The organism is Chryseobacterium arachidis (assembly GCF_900129245.1).
Classification (GTDB): domain Bacteria; phylum Bacteroidota; class Bacteroidia; order Flavobacteriales; family Weeksellaceae; genus Chryseobacterium; species Chryseobacterium arachidis.
Genome location: NZ_FQUT01000004.1, coordinates 399642 through 417558 on the forward strand (window position 1 = coordinate 399642; position 17917 = coordinate 417558).

Annotated in this window: 16 protein-coding genes and 1 pseudogene; 9 read left to right on the forward strand and 8 right to left on the reverse strand. The window is 32.8% G+C overall.

Going from position 1 to position 17917, the window contains the following annotated elements; translation table 11 throughout:
• Positions 1–230: 230 nt before the first annotated feature.
• A complete protein-coding gene (locus tag BUA89_RS10370) occupies positions 231–488 on the reverse strand; it encodes a helix-turn-helix domain-containing protein (RefSeq protein WP_072956826.1) in 258 nt (85 codons plus the stop codon).
• Here BUA89_RS10370 and BUA89_RS10375 point away from each other — a divergent pair.
• Positions 453–865, forward strand: a pseudogene (locus tag BUA89_RS10375) (IS1 family transposase); the annotation flags it as partial. The gene BUA89_RS10370 and the pseudogene BUA89_RS10375 sit on opposite strands and share 36 nt — an antisense overlap.
• Before the next feature lie 129 nt (positions 866–994).
• On the opposite strand, the gene BUA89_RS23405 reads toward BUA89_RS10375, so the two are convergent.
• On the reverse strand, positions 995–1123 hold the full coding sequence (locus BUA89_RS23405; RefSeq protein WP_262487542.1) for a hypothetical protein: 129 nt from the start codon (positions 1121–1123) through the stop codon (positions 995–997).
• A 445-nt stretch (positions 1124–1568) separates the two neighbouring features.
• Here BUA89_RS23405 and BUA89_RS10380 point away from each other — a divergent pair, with 445 nt between their 5' ends.
• The 6 genes from BUA89_RS10380 to mobC all read left to right on the forward strand — a co-directional run bounded on the left by BUA89_RS10380 (position 1569) and on the right by mobC (position 8352).
• The gene (locus tag BUA89_RS10380; RefSeq protein WP_072956832.1) at positions 1569–1895 is read left to right on the forward strand and encodes an ArsR/SmtB family transcription factor; all 327 of its coding nucleotides are present in this window, start codon (positions 1569–1571) and stop codon (positions 1893–1895) included.
• A gap of 56 nt (positions 1896–1951) precedes the next feature.
• Positions 1952–2425: a DUF6428 family protein gene (locus BUA89_RS10385; protein WP_072956834.1), complete on the forward strand. Its 474-nt coding sequence runs from the start codon at positions 1952–1954 to the stop codon at positions 2423–2425.
• Between the two features lie 14 nt (positions 2426–2439).
• Positions 2440–3051 carry an arsenate-mycothiol transferase ArsC gene (locus BUA89_RS10390; protein WP_072956839.1) on the forward strand — a complete coding sequence of 204 codons (612 nt, stop codon included), beginning with the start codon at positions 2440–2442 and terminating at the stop codon, positions 3049–3051.
• A 1-nt stretch (position 3052) separates the two neighbouring features.
• Positions 3053–3544, forward strand: coding sequence for a GNAT family N-acetyltransferase (locus tag BUA89_RS10395; RefSeq protein WP_072956842.1), 492 nt, complete (start codon positions 3053–3055; stop codon positions 3542–3544).
• A gap of 6 nt (positions 3545–3550) precedes the next feature.
• Positions 3551–4582, forward strand: coding sequence for an ACR3 family arsenite efflux transporter (gene arsB, locus BUA89_RS10400; RefSeq protein WP_072956846.1), 1032 nt, complete (start codon positions 3551–3553; stop codon positions 4580–4582).
• 1769 nt (positions 4583–6351) lie between these two features.
• Positions 6352–8352, forward strand: coding sequence for a conjugal transfer protein MobC (gene mobC / locus BUA89_RS10415; protein WP_072956855.1), 2001 nt, complete (start codon positions 6352–6354; stop codon positions 8350–8352).
• 194 nt (positions 8353–8546) lie between these two features.
• Here mobC and BUA89_RS10420 read toward each other — a convergent pair whose 3' ends face one another.
• The 6 genes from BUA89_RS10420 to BUA89_RS10445 form a co-directional block, all read right to left on the reverse strand.
• Positions 8547–10610: a type IA DNA topoisomerase gene (locus tag BUA89_RS10420; RefSeq protein WP_072956859.1), complete on the reverse strand. Its 2064-nt coding sequence runs from the start codon at positions 10608–10610 to the stop codon at positions 8547–8549.
• 77 nt (positions 10611–10687) lie between these two features.
• Positions 10688–12175, reverse strand: coding sequence for a DUF3945 domain-containing protein (locus BUA89_RS10425; protein WP_072956862.1), 1488 nt, complete (start codon positions 12173–12175; stop codon positions 10688–10690).
• A 103-nt stretch (positions 12176–12278) separates the two neighbouring features.
• Positions 12279–12572 (reverse strand): helix-turn-helix domain-containing protein, encoded by a 294-nt coding sequence (locus BUA89_RS10430; RefSeq protein WP_072956866.1) that lies wholly within the window; start codon positions 12570–12572, stop codon positions 12279–12281.
• Between the two features lie 38 nt (positions 12573–12610).
• The gene (locus BUA89_RS10435) at positions 12611–12874 is read right to left on the reverse strand and encodes a helix-turn-helix domain-containing protein (RefSeq protein ID WP_072956869.1); all 264 of its coding nucleotides are present in this window, start codon (positions 12872–12874) and stop codon (positions 12611–12613) included.
• Positions 12875–13024: 150 nt separating this feature from the next.
• Complete coding sequence (locus BUA89_RS10440) at positions 13025–13879, reverse strand: RteC domain-containing protein (protein WP_072956873.1); 855 nt, start codon at positions 13877–13879, stop codon at positions 13025–13027.
• Between the two features lie 46 nt (positions 13880–13925).
• A complete protein-coding gene (locus BUA89_RS10445; RefSeq protein ID WP_072956876.1) occupies positions 13926–15629 on the reverse strand; it encodes a helix-turn-helix domain-containing protein in 1704 nt (567 codons plus the stop codon).
• 276 nt (positions 15630–15905) lie between these two features.
• On the opposite strand from BUA89_RS10445, the gene BUA89_RS10450 reads away from it, so the two are divergent.
• Together BUA89_RS10450 and BUA89_RS10455 are read left to right on the forward strand one after the other, a co-directional pair.
• On the forward strand, positions 15906–16133 hold the full coding sequence (locus tag BUA89_RS10450) for a hypothetical protein (RefSeq protein ID WP_143152316.1): 228 nt from the start codon (positions 15906–15908) through the stop codon (positions 16131–16133).
• A gap of 182 nt (positions 16134–16315) precedes the next feature.
• Positions 16316–17863: a MauE/DoxX family redox-associated membrane protein gene (locus BUA89_RS10455; protein ID WP_228420552.1), complete on the forward strand. Its 1548-nt coding sequence runs from the start codon at positions 16316–16318 to the stop codon at positions 17861–17863.
• Positions 17864–17917: the final 54 nt, after the last annotated feature.

A 17917-nucleotide genomic window follows, 5' to 3' on the forward strand; every position in this document is an offset into this window, starting at 1 on the left:
CAAATTTAATAACATTCTGTGACATGACCAAAGCCTTTTTAATCATTGACTAAAGTATTATCATCATAAAGTCTACGAATATTTCAATTTAATAGTTAATCCTACACCCGGTTTTCAGATTGCAGAAATCCTTATCAGGCCCTATACAGCAGAAATACCGGCAGTCCGTAATCTCATTGGAGCTGACAGGGATTGATTTTATTTTGATTATAATAAAAAATTTACATCTTTTAGTTTCCTTTATTTTGTTCACTATTTCTTAACTGATTGATAAAGTATGAAGGGGTAACTCCTGTTTCCTTTTTAAATGCATTGGCAAACACCTCTCTGGAAGCAAAACCGCAGTATTCCGCAAGATAAGTGATTTTATATTCCCTGAATACCGGCTCTTTGTACAACTGTTCTGTAAAATGCTGAATTCTCAGACCGTTCAGATAACTATTAAATCTGGGGATCCCATAGAAATCGTTGAGCTGGATGAGATACATAGTTATATCCAGAATAAAAAAACTACTGCTTGACGTGGATTGATGTTGATAGATTTGGAAAACGCTTCGTCGATTTTGTTTGTGGAAAAAGAAGCACGGCAACATTCAGGAGACTCTGGAACCGTTTGAAATATGATGATATTAATGGCTTTTGCAGTGATTACTGGAAAAGCTATTCAGAATTAATTCCTGAAGAAAAGCATTGCGAATCAAAAACAGAAACCTTCACCGTTGAAGGTTACAATTCCAGAATCAGACATTATTTGGCAAGATTTAAAAGAAAGACAAAGTGTTATTCTAAAAAACAATATATGTTAGAGAACTCATTAAAGCTATTATTTTTAAAACTTAATAAACAATTAGATATTTTAATTTAACAACATCATTATTTTTAGTTCGATTTACTTCATTAATACAGCTTTTTTGAAAAGTGTCGTGGATGAGTTGTCTTTTTTCGTCACCAACATCTAAATTATTACTTTGATTAATATTGAATTTACGGTGTTTTAAACTTGCTGAACATTATTGTCGTATCTGTTTTGGTTTGCTATCATTGGGTTTCCTAAACATGAAATACTTAGTTGCTTCGGATCATGATATTGTGTAGTGTTTAGAGAAACTATTGCACCTTTCATAGCCAATCATATTTCCGTTAGAATCCAAATATCATATCGGTTATAAAATGAATTGTACTTTTTGGTTGTAGTTTGAGAAAAACAAAAAATTCCGATTAGCAGACATACGGAAATAAACATCTTTTTCATAGATGAATATTTTATTCACCCAGCCCCCAAAGTTTAAGGTTTAATTAAATAGAAAGCGTAGGATTCAAGCTTACTGTTAATGAGTGGTATACTAGATACACAAATAAACTAAGCCAACGCCATAGCATGGGCATGAGGTCTACTATCTCGTACATCTTTAAATTAACAGTTTTCAGTAATAAGAATAAATAGCTAACGCTTTGTTTTTTTCGTTAAAACTCTAAACACAAATATATAAATTTTGCAGTTGTTGATTAAAAAGTTTTGTATTTAAATAATTAATCGTAATATTGCGATATAATAATTATTTGAAATTATGGGAGCAACCAAAACTGACCATTTTACAGATGAACAAAATAAAATTGCTATAATAGCGAAAGCTTTAGGACATCCTGCAAGAATTGCAATTATTGAGTATCTGTTGAAAGTAAATACTTGTATCTGTGGTGATATTGTTAATGAATTACCGTTAGCGCAAGCAACCGTTTCTCAACATTTAAAAGAATTGAAGAATGCGGGTCTTATTAAAGGAAACATTGAAGGAACAGCTATTTGCTACTGTATTGATGAAAATACTTTTGGAGTGCTAAAAGATTACTTTTCAAATATAATCTTAAAGACTACAAATCAGAAATGCTGTTAAAGCATTTTTTCAAGCATATTTATCGCAATATTGCATTTAACCAATAAATAAAATTTATGAAACTATCTGAAATTAAAGAAATCTTACCAACATTAGATAATGTTGAATTTCAATTAGAAAATGGAACTTTTGTTCCCGAACACTTCCATGTAACAGAAGTAGGAACTGTAACAAAACATTTTATTGATTGTGGTGGAACTATTAGAAATGAAAAAGTAGTAAACTTTCAATTATGGAATGCTGATGATTTTGAACATCGTTTAAAGCCCGCAAAACTTTTAAACATTATTAAGTTATCAGAAGAAAAACTTGGTATTGAGAATGACGAAATTGAAGTTGAATATCAAAATACTACCATAGGAAAATTTGATTTAGAATTTAACGGGAAAAACTTTGTTCTTAAAAATAAAACAACAGCGTGTTTAGCTCAGGATGCTTGCGGAATTCCAACGGAAAAACAAAAAGTAAACTTATCTGAACTTTCTAATAATCAAACTTCTTGTTGCACTCCAAATTCAGGGTGCTGCTAAATTCAAATAATACTATGTATCCAAAACTATTAAAAACAATAGAATTACTGAAAAATCAGGAAATCAGTGAAGAAAGGAAGGCTACTTTAGCACCATTGGTTGATTTTATCCAAAAAAGATTGGAAGAGCAAAAAGAAATAACCATTAACTTTATTTGTACTCATAATTCAAGGAGAAGTCATTTATCGCAAGTTTGGGCGCAGGTTGCGAGCGCTTATTATGATATTCCGAATATCACCTGTTATTCAGGGGGGACAGAAGAAACTGCAATGTTTCCCAAGGTTGCAGAGACTTTGCAAGAACAGGGACTTTTTATCAGTAAAATTTCTGGTACAGATAATCCTGTATATGCCATTAAGTATGATGAAGATAGACACCCTATTATTGGTTTTTCCAAAAGATATGATAGTTCATTTAATCCTACTAACGGGTTTGTTGCAATTATGACCTGCTCTCAGGCGGACGGCGGCTGTCCTTTTATTGCAGGCGCAGATAAACGGATTCCAATAACTTTTGAAGACCCTAAAATGTCAGATAATACATCTGAACAAACAAAGGTTTACAATGAAAGAAGTTTGCAGATTGGTGCTGAAATGTTCTACGTCTTTTCACAAATAAAAAAATAAAATGGAAATAATTTCAATCAAGAAACATCACTATCAAGATATTGCCAATATTTACAAACAAGGCATTGAAACAGGTATTGCAACATTTGAAACCTCAGTACCAACATGGGAAACTTGGAATGAAAGCAAACTATTACACAGTAGATTTGTAGCTGTTGATAATCATGATGTGTTAGGATGGGTTGCTTTATCAAAAGTTAGTAGCCGTTGTGTATATGAAGGCGTAGCAGAAGTAAGTATCTATATTGCTGAAAAACATAGAGGAAAGGGAGTGGGAAAAATGTTATTGGAAAATGTTATTAAGGAAAGTGAAGCTAATGGTATTTGGACTTTGCAGTCAGGAATGTTTGCCGAAAACGAAGCAACCATAGCATTACATAAAATAGTTGGATTCAGAATCATAGGTTATCGAGAAAAGATAGGCAAACTTGGAGGAGTATGGAAAGATAATGTGATTATGGAAAGAAGAAGTAAAGTCGTTGGAATAAATTAAAATGAAATGCAAACAAAATTAAAATTTCTTGATAGATTTCTCACTCTTTGGATATTCTTAGCAATGTTTTTAGGAATTGGCTTAGGATATTTCTTTCCTAACATTTCTAATATAACCAATTCCTTATCAGTAGGAACTACTAATATTCCATTGGCAGTCGGTTTAATCATTATGATGTACCCGCCGTTAGCAAAGGTTGATTATTCATTGTTGCCTAAAGTTTTTCAAGATAAAAAAGCAATTGGAGTTTCTTTGTTACTGAATTGGATTATCGGTCCAGTTTTAATGTTCTTGTTAGCAATTATTTTCTTGAGAAATGAACCTAACTATATGATTGGGTTAATTCTTATTGGATTAGCGAGATGTATTGCAATGGTACTTGTATGGAATGATTTAGCAAAAGGTAATCGTGAGTATGGAGCATTATTAGTAGCTCTGAACAGTATATTTCAGGTATTAAGTTACAGTTTTATGGTTTGGCTCTTTATCAATGTTTTACCTGCAAAATTAGGTTTGGCTAATTTTAATGTAACTGTATCGATGAGAGACGTTACCGAAAGTGTTTTGATATATTTAGGAATTCCTTTTACAGCAGGTTTTTTAAGCCGTTATTTTTTAGTTAAATCAAAAGGTTTAGAATGGTACAATAGAAAGTTTGTTCCTATAATATCTCCACTGACTTTATATGCGCTGCTATTTACGATTGTACTGATGTTCAGTATCAAAGGAGACAAAATTTTAGAATTACCATTTGACGTTATAAAAGTAGCTGTACCTTTAATTTTGTACTTCTTGCTAATGTTCTTTGTGAGTTTCTTTATCAACAAATCGCTAGGTGTTCCCTATGATAAAAATGCTTCAATAGCTTTTACCGCTACAGGAAATAATTTTGAATTAGCAATTGCAGTGGCGATTGCAGTGTTTGGAATCCACTCTCAACAGGCATTTGTAGGAGTAATCGGACCAGTAGTTGAAGTTCCTGTTTTAATATTACTTGTAAGAATAAGTTTATGGTTGAAGAAGAAATATTATAATTAGCTCAAAACTGCAAAAAGAATTTAATAACCTTAACCATCTTGCGTTAAGGTTTTTTATTGTGAAAAGGTGTGATAATCATTACCTCTGGTTTCGTCAGATGTTCCAAAATCAATGATTTGAAAAAATGTCTACCTATGTCGTCACCTCAAAATTTTTATATAGGCATTGTATATCTTTTAATCTTCCGAGTTTTATTATTATTGATTGGGAAGCTACGGCAGGAAATATTATATATGATTATTTTGAGAGTTCGGGATATTATTTCAAATCTTAAAAATTATTCTATATTTGTTATGACAGATATAATTTTTATATGTCTTAGTATTCAGATTAATTTAATCAAGTTTAAGCAGATTAAAAAAAGAATATTTCTAAAATTTGGGCACCTTGGGACATAAAACAAAAAAGAGAAAATGCAATTATTTAATTTTCAGTAATTTACAAATTCTCTTTTCATTCAATTAGTGACCGCAGCGGTAGATTTTTCGAACACTTTTGTAGAAGATTTGAATGAACTTGCTCAACTCTCATCCCTAATCTAATTATAAAAAACAGATTGTATCAGAACTCTTTTTGAAAATATAACAAGATGTATAGCTTATTGTAACTCTGTTTTTGTAAAATTGGGATGACTTTACTCCATGATGATCCGCTCCATGAACCAATATAATTGTTGGTTTTTCTTTTCCTGTAACTGAATTTGCAGATTTTGGTCCGGCAAATGACAGTAAACTTATTAAAGCGAAGATTCTAAAGATCATTTTAAAAACAATTAATTTTTGGCTGAAATGATTAATCTTTACATATTCTTAGTATTTACCAATCAAAGTAAATAACTAATAAAATTTACAGTAAATAATCTTTAACCTTTATAATTAATAATCAAAAAAAGAAACATTTACAAGCCAAAGATGTATGCAAAAGCAATGGAGTACTAAATTTCAGCACTCCTTTTTTATCATTTAAAAAATAATTTTTTATTATGACTTGATCTCCTCTTTTCTGGCTGATATGATACCTAATTTTCATATAATTTATAATATTTAACAATTAAAAGCACAGAAATACATTTCATGGAAAAATTTATTTTTATAATTTCTTAAAGCAGAAATATTAATTACAAAAGAAACGTTACTATCTGTAGTATTTTTTGCGGATATCATATTATAAAATCTATTAAAAATTGATGTATGTTAACAAATGTTGATTATTAAATCGAAGTCAGAAATCGGGCATACTGCTAAAACAATCGCAATGGTAATCATTCCTTACAATCATATGCTCGATTTATTATCGTTATATGGATTCCAACAATTTTACCATCTTCTCTCCGACTCCTTTGCGGGAATATATTTATTGTTTGTAGATTGGTACCCATCTTTTTTTTCAGATATTCCTTTCCTCATAATTTCGACTTGATAGTTTTATTCTCAATATTTGTAATTTATTAGTGAGATTTAGAGGATATATAACTGTCTTTCAAAATCAACAATTAGCTTCTTAATGCATCAAGATCTACAGATAGCAAATCGCATCTTCAAGAGCTTAAATACTTAGTAAAATCTCTTCATTCTAAACTTACTATCATTTTAATCTTAACTCTTCTTATAAAATTAAGTCTAAGCGTCTAGAAAGAATATTCCAGTTAAATAGAGTCTGTTAAAACTATATTAAAAGAGGAAAAGCAAATAGAAGCCATAGAACGACAGTAAAAAGAATCAATACCCTACCCTATTACTTTTGAGCATATCAATTTAAAACACAGAGTTATGCAGGGAGAAGATGATTTAAAAGGCTTAGCCAAGATTATGGGATTCATGAGGGCAGTGAGTATTATACTGTTGTTAACGCATTTTTACTGGTTTTGTTATACTTTTTTTCTTGAGCAAGGGTGGGTTTTAGAGATTATTAATAAAATACTATCTAATTTTCAAAAGACTACAGGTTTATTTTCACATCCTTTTTACACTAAATTATTTTCTATAATCCTCCTTTCCTTAAGTTGCTGGGGGACTAAAGGTGTTAAGAATGAAAAAATCACCTGGAAAAAGATTTATACTGCATTAGCAATCGGAGCTCCATTATTTTTTCTTAATGGATTACTATTAGACCCTTTTTTTAAATATTCTACTTTTTACTATATCCTAACTGCCTCCTGCGGCTATATCAGTTTAATGATGTCCGGTGTTTGGATAAGTCGTCTTTTAAAAACCAATCTGGTGGAAGATGTTTTTAATAATGAGAACGAAAGTTTTCAACAAGAAACAAAACTAATGCAGAACGAATATTCCGTTAATCTTCCTACCAAGTTTTATTATAAAGGTCAGTGGAATGATGGATGGATCAATGTAGTAAATCCATTCCGGGCTACTATTGTTTTAGGTACACCTGGTTCGGGTAAATCTTACGCTATCATCAATAATTATATTAAACAGCATATTGAGAAAGGATTTTCAATGTACATCTATGACTTCAAGTTCGATGATCTCTCGACTATAGCATATAATCACTTACTCAAGCATTCTGACAAGTATACGGTCAAACCTAAATTCTACGTGATCAACTTTGATGATCCCAGCAAAAGTCATCGTTGTAACCCTTTGAATCCTGATTTCATGACGGATATCTCGGACGCTTATGAGGCAGCTTATACCATTATGCTCAATCTCAACAGAAGCTGGATCCAAAAACAAGGTGATTTTTTTGTAGAAAGCCCAATCATACTATTGGCTGCTATTATTTGGTTTTTAAAAATCTATGATAACGGGAAATATTGTACATTCCCTCATGCTATTGAATTATTGAATAAAAAGTATGCTGATGTATTCACCATTTTAACAACCTATCCCGATTTAGAAAACTATCTTTCACCCTTTATGGATGCATGGCAGGGAGGTGCACAAGATCAGCTACAAGGACAGATTGCTTCTGCAAAAATTCCTTTATCGAGAATGATTTCACCACAATTGTATTGGGTAATGACGGGTGATGACTTCACATTGGATATTAATAATCCAAAAGACCCCAAAATATTGTGTGTAGGAAACAATCCGGATCGTCAAAACATTTATTCAGCAGCATTGGGTTTATATAATTCAAGAATCGTAAAGCTTATCAATAAGAAAGGCCAGCTAAAAAGTTCGGTAATCATTGATGAGCTGCCCACTATCTATTTTAGAGGTCTCGACAACCTTATTGCTACAGCCAGAAGTAATAAAGTAGCAGTGTGTTTAGGATTTCAGGATTACTCACAGCTTATTCGCGATTATGGAGATAAAGAAAGTAAGGTCATTCAAAACATCGTAGGGAATATTTTTAGTGGGCAGGTTGTGGGAGAAACAGCTAAAAATCTTTCTGAAAGATTTGGGAAAGTACTTCAAAAACGTCAAAGTTTAAGCATCAACAGAAATGATACTTCAACTTCCATCTCCACCCAGTTAGACAGTCTGATTCCGGCTTCTAAAATTTCGACTTTGACCCAAGGAATGTTTGTGGGAGCTGTATCAGATAATTTTGATGAACGAATTGAACAGAAAATATTTCGTTCAGAAATTGTTGTTAACAATGAAAAAGTTGCATCTGAAGCAAAAGCATATCAGAAAATACCACAAATTATGGACTTTGCCAATGAGTTTGGAGAAAATACCATGAAAGAAGATATCCATACCAATTACCAAAGAATCAAAACTGACGTCTTATCTATTGTCAAAGAGGAATTAGAAAGAATTGAAAACGACCCTGCCCTTCAGCACCTGATACAAAAAAACTAAATAATAAAATTTCCAGCGTAGCTAAATTAAAAGAGCGGAAAAATTTAAAATTTTCCGCTCTTTCAAATACTTGAACATAAAGTGTTTCGTTACTGTTATAAATGTAATAGCCACGACCTTATCTGACGGTTAGGGTTTAAAATAATTGTCAGTTATCCAATACTGTCCTTACTTCCAAAAGTAAGGGTTTGTTTTTAGAACTCAAAAGAAGATTCAGCAATATCATTTAAGACCAAATATGCATCGAAACTTTTGCCCGCCTTACTTTTCATTCCTTTAATCAGTGAACTTTTTCCCGTTTCTATCAGTAATTGAATATCACTGACAGACAATATTTTTCCACAAATCATTCTAAACTGTGCCCAATTACAGCTTTCATCTTTGCATCTTACAATTTTATCAAGAATCCGTACCTGCTGACTTTTACATTTTGGACAGATTAACTTGGGCAAATCACTTCTTACAATAGCTGATTGCAGTAATTCCTTTGTAATAAGGGAAGTATAGGCTTCTATTCGTTTCTGAAAGTCTGAAAAATTCTTTTCGTTAGCTTCAATCTTTTGAAGTTCTAACTCCCATTCTGCAGTCATTACAACATCAGCTATTTTTTTATCTTTAATAAGTTCGTAAACCAACAAACCTTTATCCGTTGGAATCAAGGATTTCTTTTCTTTTTGGATATAGCCTCTCTTAAAAAGAATTTCAATTGTTGCCGCTCTTGTAGCCGGAGTTCCAATTCCAATATTCTTTAATATTTTCCTTTGTTCGTCCTGTTCAATTTTACTTCCTGCATGTTCCATAGCTGCTAACAAGCCGGCTTCTGTAAACAAGGAAGGAGGTTGAGTTTTCCTTTCCAACAGGATCGGTTCTTTTACTTTCAGGTCATCTCCTTTCAGGACTTTTGGTAATTCCTGAAGTTCAACATCTTCGGTATCAGAGAAATTTCCTTTTATCATTCTCCATCCTGGGTTAACTACTGTACTTCCATTTGAAATAAAAATATAGTGAAGAACTTCTAAAGATATTTCAGTCAATTCCTTGATGCAAGCATCAGAAATTGCTTCAAGCAATCTAAAAGCAATCAAATCATAAACAGCATTTTCTTTCGCGGATAATGCTGAAGGTATTTTTTCAGTAATCAATAAACCATGATGATCTGTTACGCCAAGATTATTTACAATTCTCTTATTGAATTGTCCCCATTTAACGTGATCTACTGCATGTTTGCATGAATCTCTTTCTTTTAGAGACCTTACCAAGTTAGGAATTTCAAGCCACAAATCATCGGGAATATATTTACTTCCTGTTCTTGGATAGGTGATAAACTTTTTCTCGTATAGAGTTTGGGCAATATCTAAAGTTTCAGATGCTGAAAGATTTAACTTTTGGTTGGCTTCTTTTTGCAAACCTGTTAAATCAAATAAAAGAGGAGCCTGTTCTTTCAAAAGTTTTACAACCACAGACTCAATTTTTGCCTTACCTTCTCCTCTTTCAATTATTTTAATCAGATCCCGGGCTTTTTTGGGATCATCAAATTTAAATTGTGATGTACTTTTAAAAATTAGGGTACCTTTCTGATGACTCAATTGAATCTGCCAATATTTTTGACTAACAGAATTTTTATTCTCTACAAATCTTTCGCATAGTAAACACAAGGTTGGGGTTTGAACCCTTCCTAAAGAATAAATTCCATTTTCAGCTTTGATAGACAATGCCTGTGAAGCATTTATTCCCAACAGCCAGTCTGCACGACTTCTTGCTACAGCGGCATGATAAAGTCCGTCAAAATCACTTCCCTTTTTCAGATTTTCAAAACCTTGTCTTATTGCTTTATCAGTTAAAGAACTGATCCATAATCTCTCAAAAGGTTTTTTACAATTCAAATATTCATAGATATATCTGAATATCAGTTCTCCTTCCCGTCCTGCATCGGTTGCTACAATTATGCTATCACAATCATTGATTACCTGCTCAATAATCTTCAGTTGTTTTAATGCTCCGGAATCGGTTACATAATTTTTCCCTTTTTTGATTTTCTTCACTGTTAATTTAAACGAATGAGGGATTATCGGAAGTGAATTTTCTTTATAATTTGCTATACCATAATCTTCAGGCATGGCCAAGCTAATTAAATGTCCCAATGCCCAGGTTACACAATATCCGTTTCCTCTGAAGAAACCTTCTTTTTTGTCCGTTGCTCCTAAGAGCGCAGCAATTTCTCTTGCTACACTTGGCTTTTCTGCGATAACTGCTTTCATATTTTTATTTTTGGTTTAATAAAAAAACCAATGAAATCTCATTAATCATTGGCTCTTATCATGTTGAATACGTACTACTATATTTTTCTTATTCGAGATCTAGTGGGCTGTTTATTTTTTTGCTGTTCCTCCGACTGTTTTTGGTTTCTGGGATTTGTTTGAGCAGATTGCAGGGGCTCATTTATATTTTTTGTAGCTTCGTTTATCTTTCCTTCTGAATTGACTGCCACTTGTGTTTTATGAGCTTCATCAGGCTTAGCTTGCTTAGCAACATTAGGATTTGTAAAAGAAAAGTCTGTCACCCCATCTTCTTTACTGAATGTAATATAACCGCTGTAAGAACTGCCTTTTTGGTCTATCAATCCTCTTAGATAAACTGACTTTCCCTCTTTTAAACTTTCAAGTTGCTGATCGGTCAACTCTCGTCCTCTAAAAACTTTCTGTGGCTCTCCCTTTTCATATTGTAAGCTTTGGCTTTGATCTCGTTTTGTATTGTGATTTATTAGAAACTCCACATATCTTTTTTCAGCATTAAATTGTACAGTAGCGTCAAAAGATTCACCTTTACTGGAGATCATTCCTTCAAGATAAAGAGGCTTACCCTCACTCAAAGTTTGCTTTTGATCAGCATTAAGAGTAACACCCTTTATTTCATCGGGGATTTTCATATAACTGGTATTTAATGCAATTAGCTCATTGGTAAGGCGGTCTTTGCTAATAATTGACGGGACGATTTCATTTGTTTTAGGATTGACCAAATCAACCACTCTTCCCATATTTCCTGTACTTCTAATATTTTCTTTATCTTGCTCTGAAAATTCATGACCTAAAAACTTCATTTTAAAGTCAGGTTCTTTTCGAATGCCGTGAAGATTAATCAGTACCTGCCCGCTATCATTGGTTTGCAATGATAAACGCACATCCATTCTACTTACGGCATTCCCTAAATTAATTGTTACAGGAACAAGCTTATGTGATTTAAATCCTCTAAGCAGACGATCCAATACGTTCATCTTAGTCAATTTTTCCTGATCCAATCCGAATTTTGCCATGATCTGCCAGTCAATTTGTTCGGGTTGATACCGATATTGCGTATGTTCCTGTGAATTTTGATTTTCTGTTTCGGGTGTCTTTGTTGCCATTTTGTTTCGATTTTTATGGGTTAAACTATTTTGAATCTTAATCTCATAACCTTTTAGGGTTTCCAGTTCTTCGGGTGATGCCTTATCGACATAATCCTGCAGCTCCATTGCAGCTTGCATGGCACCGAGTTCTGAAATTTTAAAAAATGAAAAATCAGTTGGATTTTTAAGTTGACTAATGAAATTGGAAAAAAAGTTTGAGAAGAAATCTCCTCCTCTGTCAATGCGGATAAACTGATTAGAATTTTTCTTTTGAGGGTCTACGATCAGGTTTCCATTCTCGTCAATTCCGTTAACGAGTCCTACTTTTTTTGTCTTTTTATCTAACGCTAAAAGCGTATCAGACACATTATCTCGGGAAATGTTTCCTGGCTGCGCAATGTGTTCCTTCAGTTCTAATTTTTCTTTTTCTGAATCGTTCATCAATTCTCTTATTTATGATGATGAAGATAAGGGACCGAAGGAAGGGTAATTAAAGAAGTGTCATCAATGGCGAATTTTGTCTTTGATTGACCTATCATCCGTCTCATTGTTTAGCATTCCCATTGAAAGAATCCCTAATAAATTGATGTACATCAGAGAGTTTATAATATAATTTTCCACTGATTGTATAATATGGTAATCGTTTTGAAGTCCGGTAACGTTGCAGTGATCTTGAACTTATCTTGAGCATTTGCAGAACATCCTGATTGTCGAGAAGCTGTTCCCCGTCAATTTCAAAATTCTGGATTTTCATTTCTTTTACTTTATCATCTAGCAGATTAAAACGCTCCATTAGTCTTTCCATCCATGCATTAAATTCTATTCTGTCAATATTCATAAGATTAGATTTAAAAGTTATACGTAAAAAAACTTGTATTACTTATTTCCAACGAGAAGTTTTTCAATATCACCGTATTTATAATAAAGGGTTCCACCAATTTTTTTAAAGGGTAAGGTTCCGTTTAATCTGTAATTCTGAAGAGTACCCGATGAAATTTTCAAGAGCGTCTGTACTTCTGAAGACTTTAGCAATTCATCTTGATTTATTTTAAGTGTGTTAAAAATTTCTTTAATCTCTTCCAATAGGTCATTCTTAAAGTCATCAAGATCCTGTTTAGTCAAAATTGAAATTGTTTGCATTTTGTAGTATTTTGTTTTCACAAAGTTTGAAAAATGCACAGAGAATCTCTCGGTAGTACTTCGGTACTACCGAAAGAAAGTTTAAAAATAACTGAAAATCAAAACAATACAAAGCACCCTTTATATAAAATCTATTCTATATCAGATTAATCATATAAATTCGTTATCAATATTCTTAAAATGTTGATCAAGATTAGCAGATATCATATGTAAAAATTTTGTTCTGCCATTTTTTCTGTCTCTGATTTCGGTTATTGTTTTGTAATAGTTTCCAAGATCAAAATTCAAAGTTTTCTCAAAAAATCGAATGATTTCACTAAACTCGATGTTTCCTCCGTTGAAGCAATTACTTTGGTGCAGGGCGTAAGCAAGTTCAATAAATGCCACTTTTGAGGCAGACCATTTAAGGCTGGTCGCCGAGCTTTCATTTTTAGCCAATAAATTGTAATCTTTTTCAGATTCTTTTTTAAGGAATTTTTCCAGGAGGTCATTAGCTAAAATATGAGCAACCTTATCACAGTGGGATGTTGTAAAATTTTCATCAAGATCGTAAAGATTAAAAGAAAGTTTCATTTTAAGATCAAATGAATTCCTCACAAAATACTTATGATCCATATAGGTTGCCTTTCTGCGATAATAGTTGTAAAAATCAGCGTTATCACGATGATATTCTTTAAGTTTTTCCCATTCATTTTCATAATACTTTTTAAGTGTTTTTTCGTTTGAATGAGGTACAGATGAAACAATACTCAGCACTTTCATGAAATAGATATACTTCGAAATAAAAAGTGGTTTCAGCTGCTTAAAGAAATAAACCTCTTCTGCTACTTCATTGAAAATTACCGGAATAATCAGGCTCTTTAGTTCTCTAATAGACTGATCAATTGTAGAAAGAGATTCTTCTGCTACTCTTATTGGGTCATCATGTGCATCTGCTATTATTTTTAAGTCTCTTTCTAGATGATCGTACATCTTTGTGATTGTTCTGAAAAGTTTGTTTACCATGTCCTTTTTAAGAAATTTACAAACTTTCAGGCAATTACAAAATAAACTACTTGTTATTTAACTCTTTGAGTCTCATTTTAATAAAATCTGCGGGTCTCATTCCGTTTATTTCAAAAAATAGGTCAGAAAAGTTCTGACGAGAAGCAATTCCGCATTCTGCCGCCAAGGCCTTTATTGTGTAATTAAGATATTTCCTGTCAGAATTCAAAAGTTGGGTGATATAATTAATTCGCAGCTCAGCCAAATATTTATTAAAGTTAACTCCCTTCGTCTCATTTATATAGGTGGATAGATAGTGAGAATTGGTTTTTAATTGTTCCGCAAGTTTAGTACAGATAAGCCCTTTTTGAAGAAATTGATTTTTCTCTTCAAAAACAGCAAGTTTTTTTCCTAATTCATAAGCTTTATCGTCACTGACAACCTGTTTTTTCGGTTGCGCAATATCTTCATGGATTTTTTCGCTGGTCTTTACTTTATTTTTGTAAACAATGAGCCTTTCCTGTAATTCGTTATATTTTTTCTTTAAATTTTGTTCTTGGCAGTGACGATAAATGAGAGCTGTTACTGTAATACTCACTATTATAAACCCAATAATAAAAATGATTAGTCTGGAACTTTTCAAGCTTTCTTTTTCGTCTTCCAGCTTCCGACCGTCATATTCACGAAACATTTTCTTGGACAGATATTTGAAATCTTTCACGAGTATATTATCTACACATAGCAGCTGTTTGGTATAGTATAATTCTTGTGCAGCATTATTTTCCTGTTTATAATAATCAACTAAAAAAGTATAGTTGTTTCTGATTTCAGGAAATATAAATCGATGTTGATTAAAAATAGAATCCACTTTGGTAAAATAAGAGATTCCCTTTTTCTTTTCATCATTATTGATGAAAATATTTCCCAAATAGTAGTAGATTACACTTACCCATATTGCATCATTCTTTTTAAGAATTTGAGGTAATGCTTTATCAAGATAGTATATTGCATCATTAGGCTTATTGTTATTAAAATAGAGTATTCCTTTACATTTAAGAAAGTACGAATGCTCCAGTTGAAAATCATCTTGCTGCCTTGTTAAATTAATCCCCAGTTCAATGAGACTATCTGATTTTTCAGCTTCATTCAGATTACCGTAACATATAATCATCTGATGGAGGAGATTGTAATATCCTTTTTTAAAATTATATTGGGTGTTAGGATTTACGGAGTGTTTGGTACCTGACTCAAAATAACTGACAGAACTGTTAAAATGTCCGACCGCCTCATCATAGTACCCCAGATAACTTTTTACATTTCCCAAATGGTAATTTACTTTATGTTTTAGATAGTCATCTTTACTAATGAGAGAATAACTGTAGGCTCGTAAAAATTCGTCTAAAGCCGGTTGATATTTTTTTAAGTTGAAAGAATACAGAATCCCTTTTCCGGTATAAGCATCACTGATTAAATCATTATTTTTTGTCTTTAAGGCAGCTTGAATAGTACTGTCGGCAAATTTCAGTTTTGCGTTGATATTTGAAGAATAAGCAACAGCATCCCGATATCCTAATGCCAATGCTCTATAATCCTTTTTCTCCTTACCCATCTTTATAAAAGCATAGATATCCGGCCAAGCAGTATCATCATTCAACTCTTTACTTTCATAATGCTTTCTAAACTCCTGATAGGATTTAGAACTTTTAACCTGTGAAATGCAAATGATGTGATACATCAATAACAACAGTGAAAGCATCTTGGATTTTGTCATTCGTAATATTTTGATCTGGGTGTTGTCAAAATTAATCAAAATGCGCTAGAATAAAGGCCATTTCGCTCTAACATCGCCGCAATATCTACAAAATACGCATATACGTATTGCTGAACTCGATTTTCACGATCCAATCCTGTCCTAATTTTAAAATTGCGACGTCTTAATTTTAAAAAACAGCCACAGTAGGCTTTTTTCACGCCTTTGTACCTTTTACTTTTGGCTTAAGAATTCTTTCAAATCCGGCCGGGATAAACTAACAAAACAGTAGAAAAAATGACAAAATTTATCCCAATTTTAATTACGATGCTTTTTACAGCTGTTGTAACAAGCTGTACAAGAACTTTAGATATTCAGGAAGATGTAAATGATAATATTAGCCGACAAACGACTTATAAAATTCACGCCAAAGAGTCTGACTCTGCGTTTTCAAGCGGTGATGAGCTATATCCAGACCCTGACGTCCCTATAAAAGACACTCACGACTGGAAAACAAAACCATAACAATGGATAATCTAAACTAACAATAAATAAATTAAAAACATGATTCCTCATACCTCCATATTTTGTACAACCGGCCAACCATGTCCAAGAGGTGGTATATGGCAGAGTATGGGGAATTTCAAAACCACTTATCCTGTAATGAAAGGCTGTAAAATGCCGGACTACTGTGGAAAAAAAATAAAATGGGTTCTCATCCTGGAATGCTGAAAAATTCATCATCAAAAAATCCAAAGCATAAAGCCATGAAAAAACTGATTCTATATATTCCGAAAGTTGTAAGTTATTTTTTTATTCTCCTCTTTTGCTATGCTGCGATCAGCAAGGCAATAGACTTTGAAAATTTCCAGGTTCAGATTGGGCAATCTCCCCTCTTGAGTGCTTATGCAGGATTTCTTTCTTATGCAGTTATCATACTGGAGCTCTTTATTGTCCTACTGCTTATATTTCCAAAAACTAATCTCCCAGGACTATATGCATCTACATCCCTGATGTCAGCTTTTACCATCTACATTTTTCTCATCTTGAACTACAGTGACTTTGTACCATGTTCTTGTGGCGGAATCTTGGAAAAAATGGGCTGGGCTGAGCATTTGATTTTTAATTTGTCTTGTGTAATTATCGGTATAGTTTCAGTATTTTTTACTGATATAAATGCCGGGCGTTCAAAATTTAGCATTACGGCTTTGTTATTTTTGTCTAATTTCTTGTGTTGCTTCATCGTATATATACTGTACGTACGCTCGGAAGGAATTATTAAAGAGGATAATAACTTCACCAGGAGATATTTAATGCATCCGATCATTGAAAAGAAAATATCAAATCTAGATAATTCATACTATTATATATCGGGCTCTGATGACAAACATATTTACTTAGGAAACATCAAATTACCGCAGCAAATCTTGGTTATCGATTCAACACTTGTTATTAAAGAGATAATTACTATCGAATTGGATATAAAAGAATTTCCCTATCGAAAGATAGAAACAAAGGTTGTAGGCAAATATTATTACGTTTATGACGGGACCGTTCCAGTAGTTAAGAGAGGATTGTTAAGCAGTTCAAAACCACAAACCATCAGCCAGGATGATGCCTACTTCTCACAACTTGACATCATCAATAACTACAATTCATATGTATTGAGAACACAGAGCAGTAAAAGTAAGAATTTACTCATAGCTTCACTTCATACTGGCTCACAGAACAAAGTGGAGTTATGGCCTGACTTTCTTCGTAAGCAAACGGACGGTGTCTTTGATAGTGACGGCGTGCTTAATGTTGACAGAAAAAATGGAGACATCATTTACACGTACCGTTACAGAAATGAATTTATTGTTGCTGACTCAACTTTTAAAATAAAACGACGGTTAACTACAATAGATACGGTCAGCATCGCACAGATTAAGCTCGTCGAACTTAATGGCGGTAAATTCAAGATGAAAACGCCACCTCTCAATGTTAATGGTTTTTCTACCGTTCACCGGGGTCTCCTATTCAATCAATCTTATTTAAAAGGAAAATATGAATCCAGCAAAAGATGGAAAAATTCAAAAGTGGTCGATGTCTATAAGACTGACTCAAAACTATATATAGGAAGCCTATACCTAGAAAACAGGGGTGATACTGCTGTTAGCGATATCATTGTAACTGATCAGTTTTTATATGCCATCGCCGGAAAAAAACTTATCCAATACCAATTAACCGAACCGCTGCTCAAGCATTTAAAATAAGGGGAAGCCGAAAACCTTTACCAAGAGTAGGCATCAATACAAATCCTTTTTATT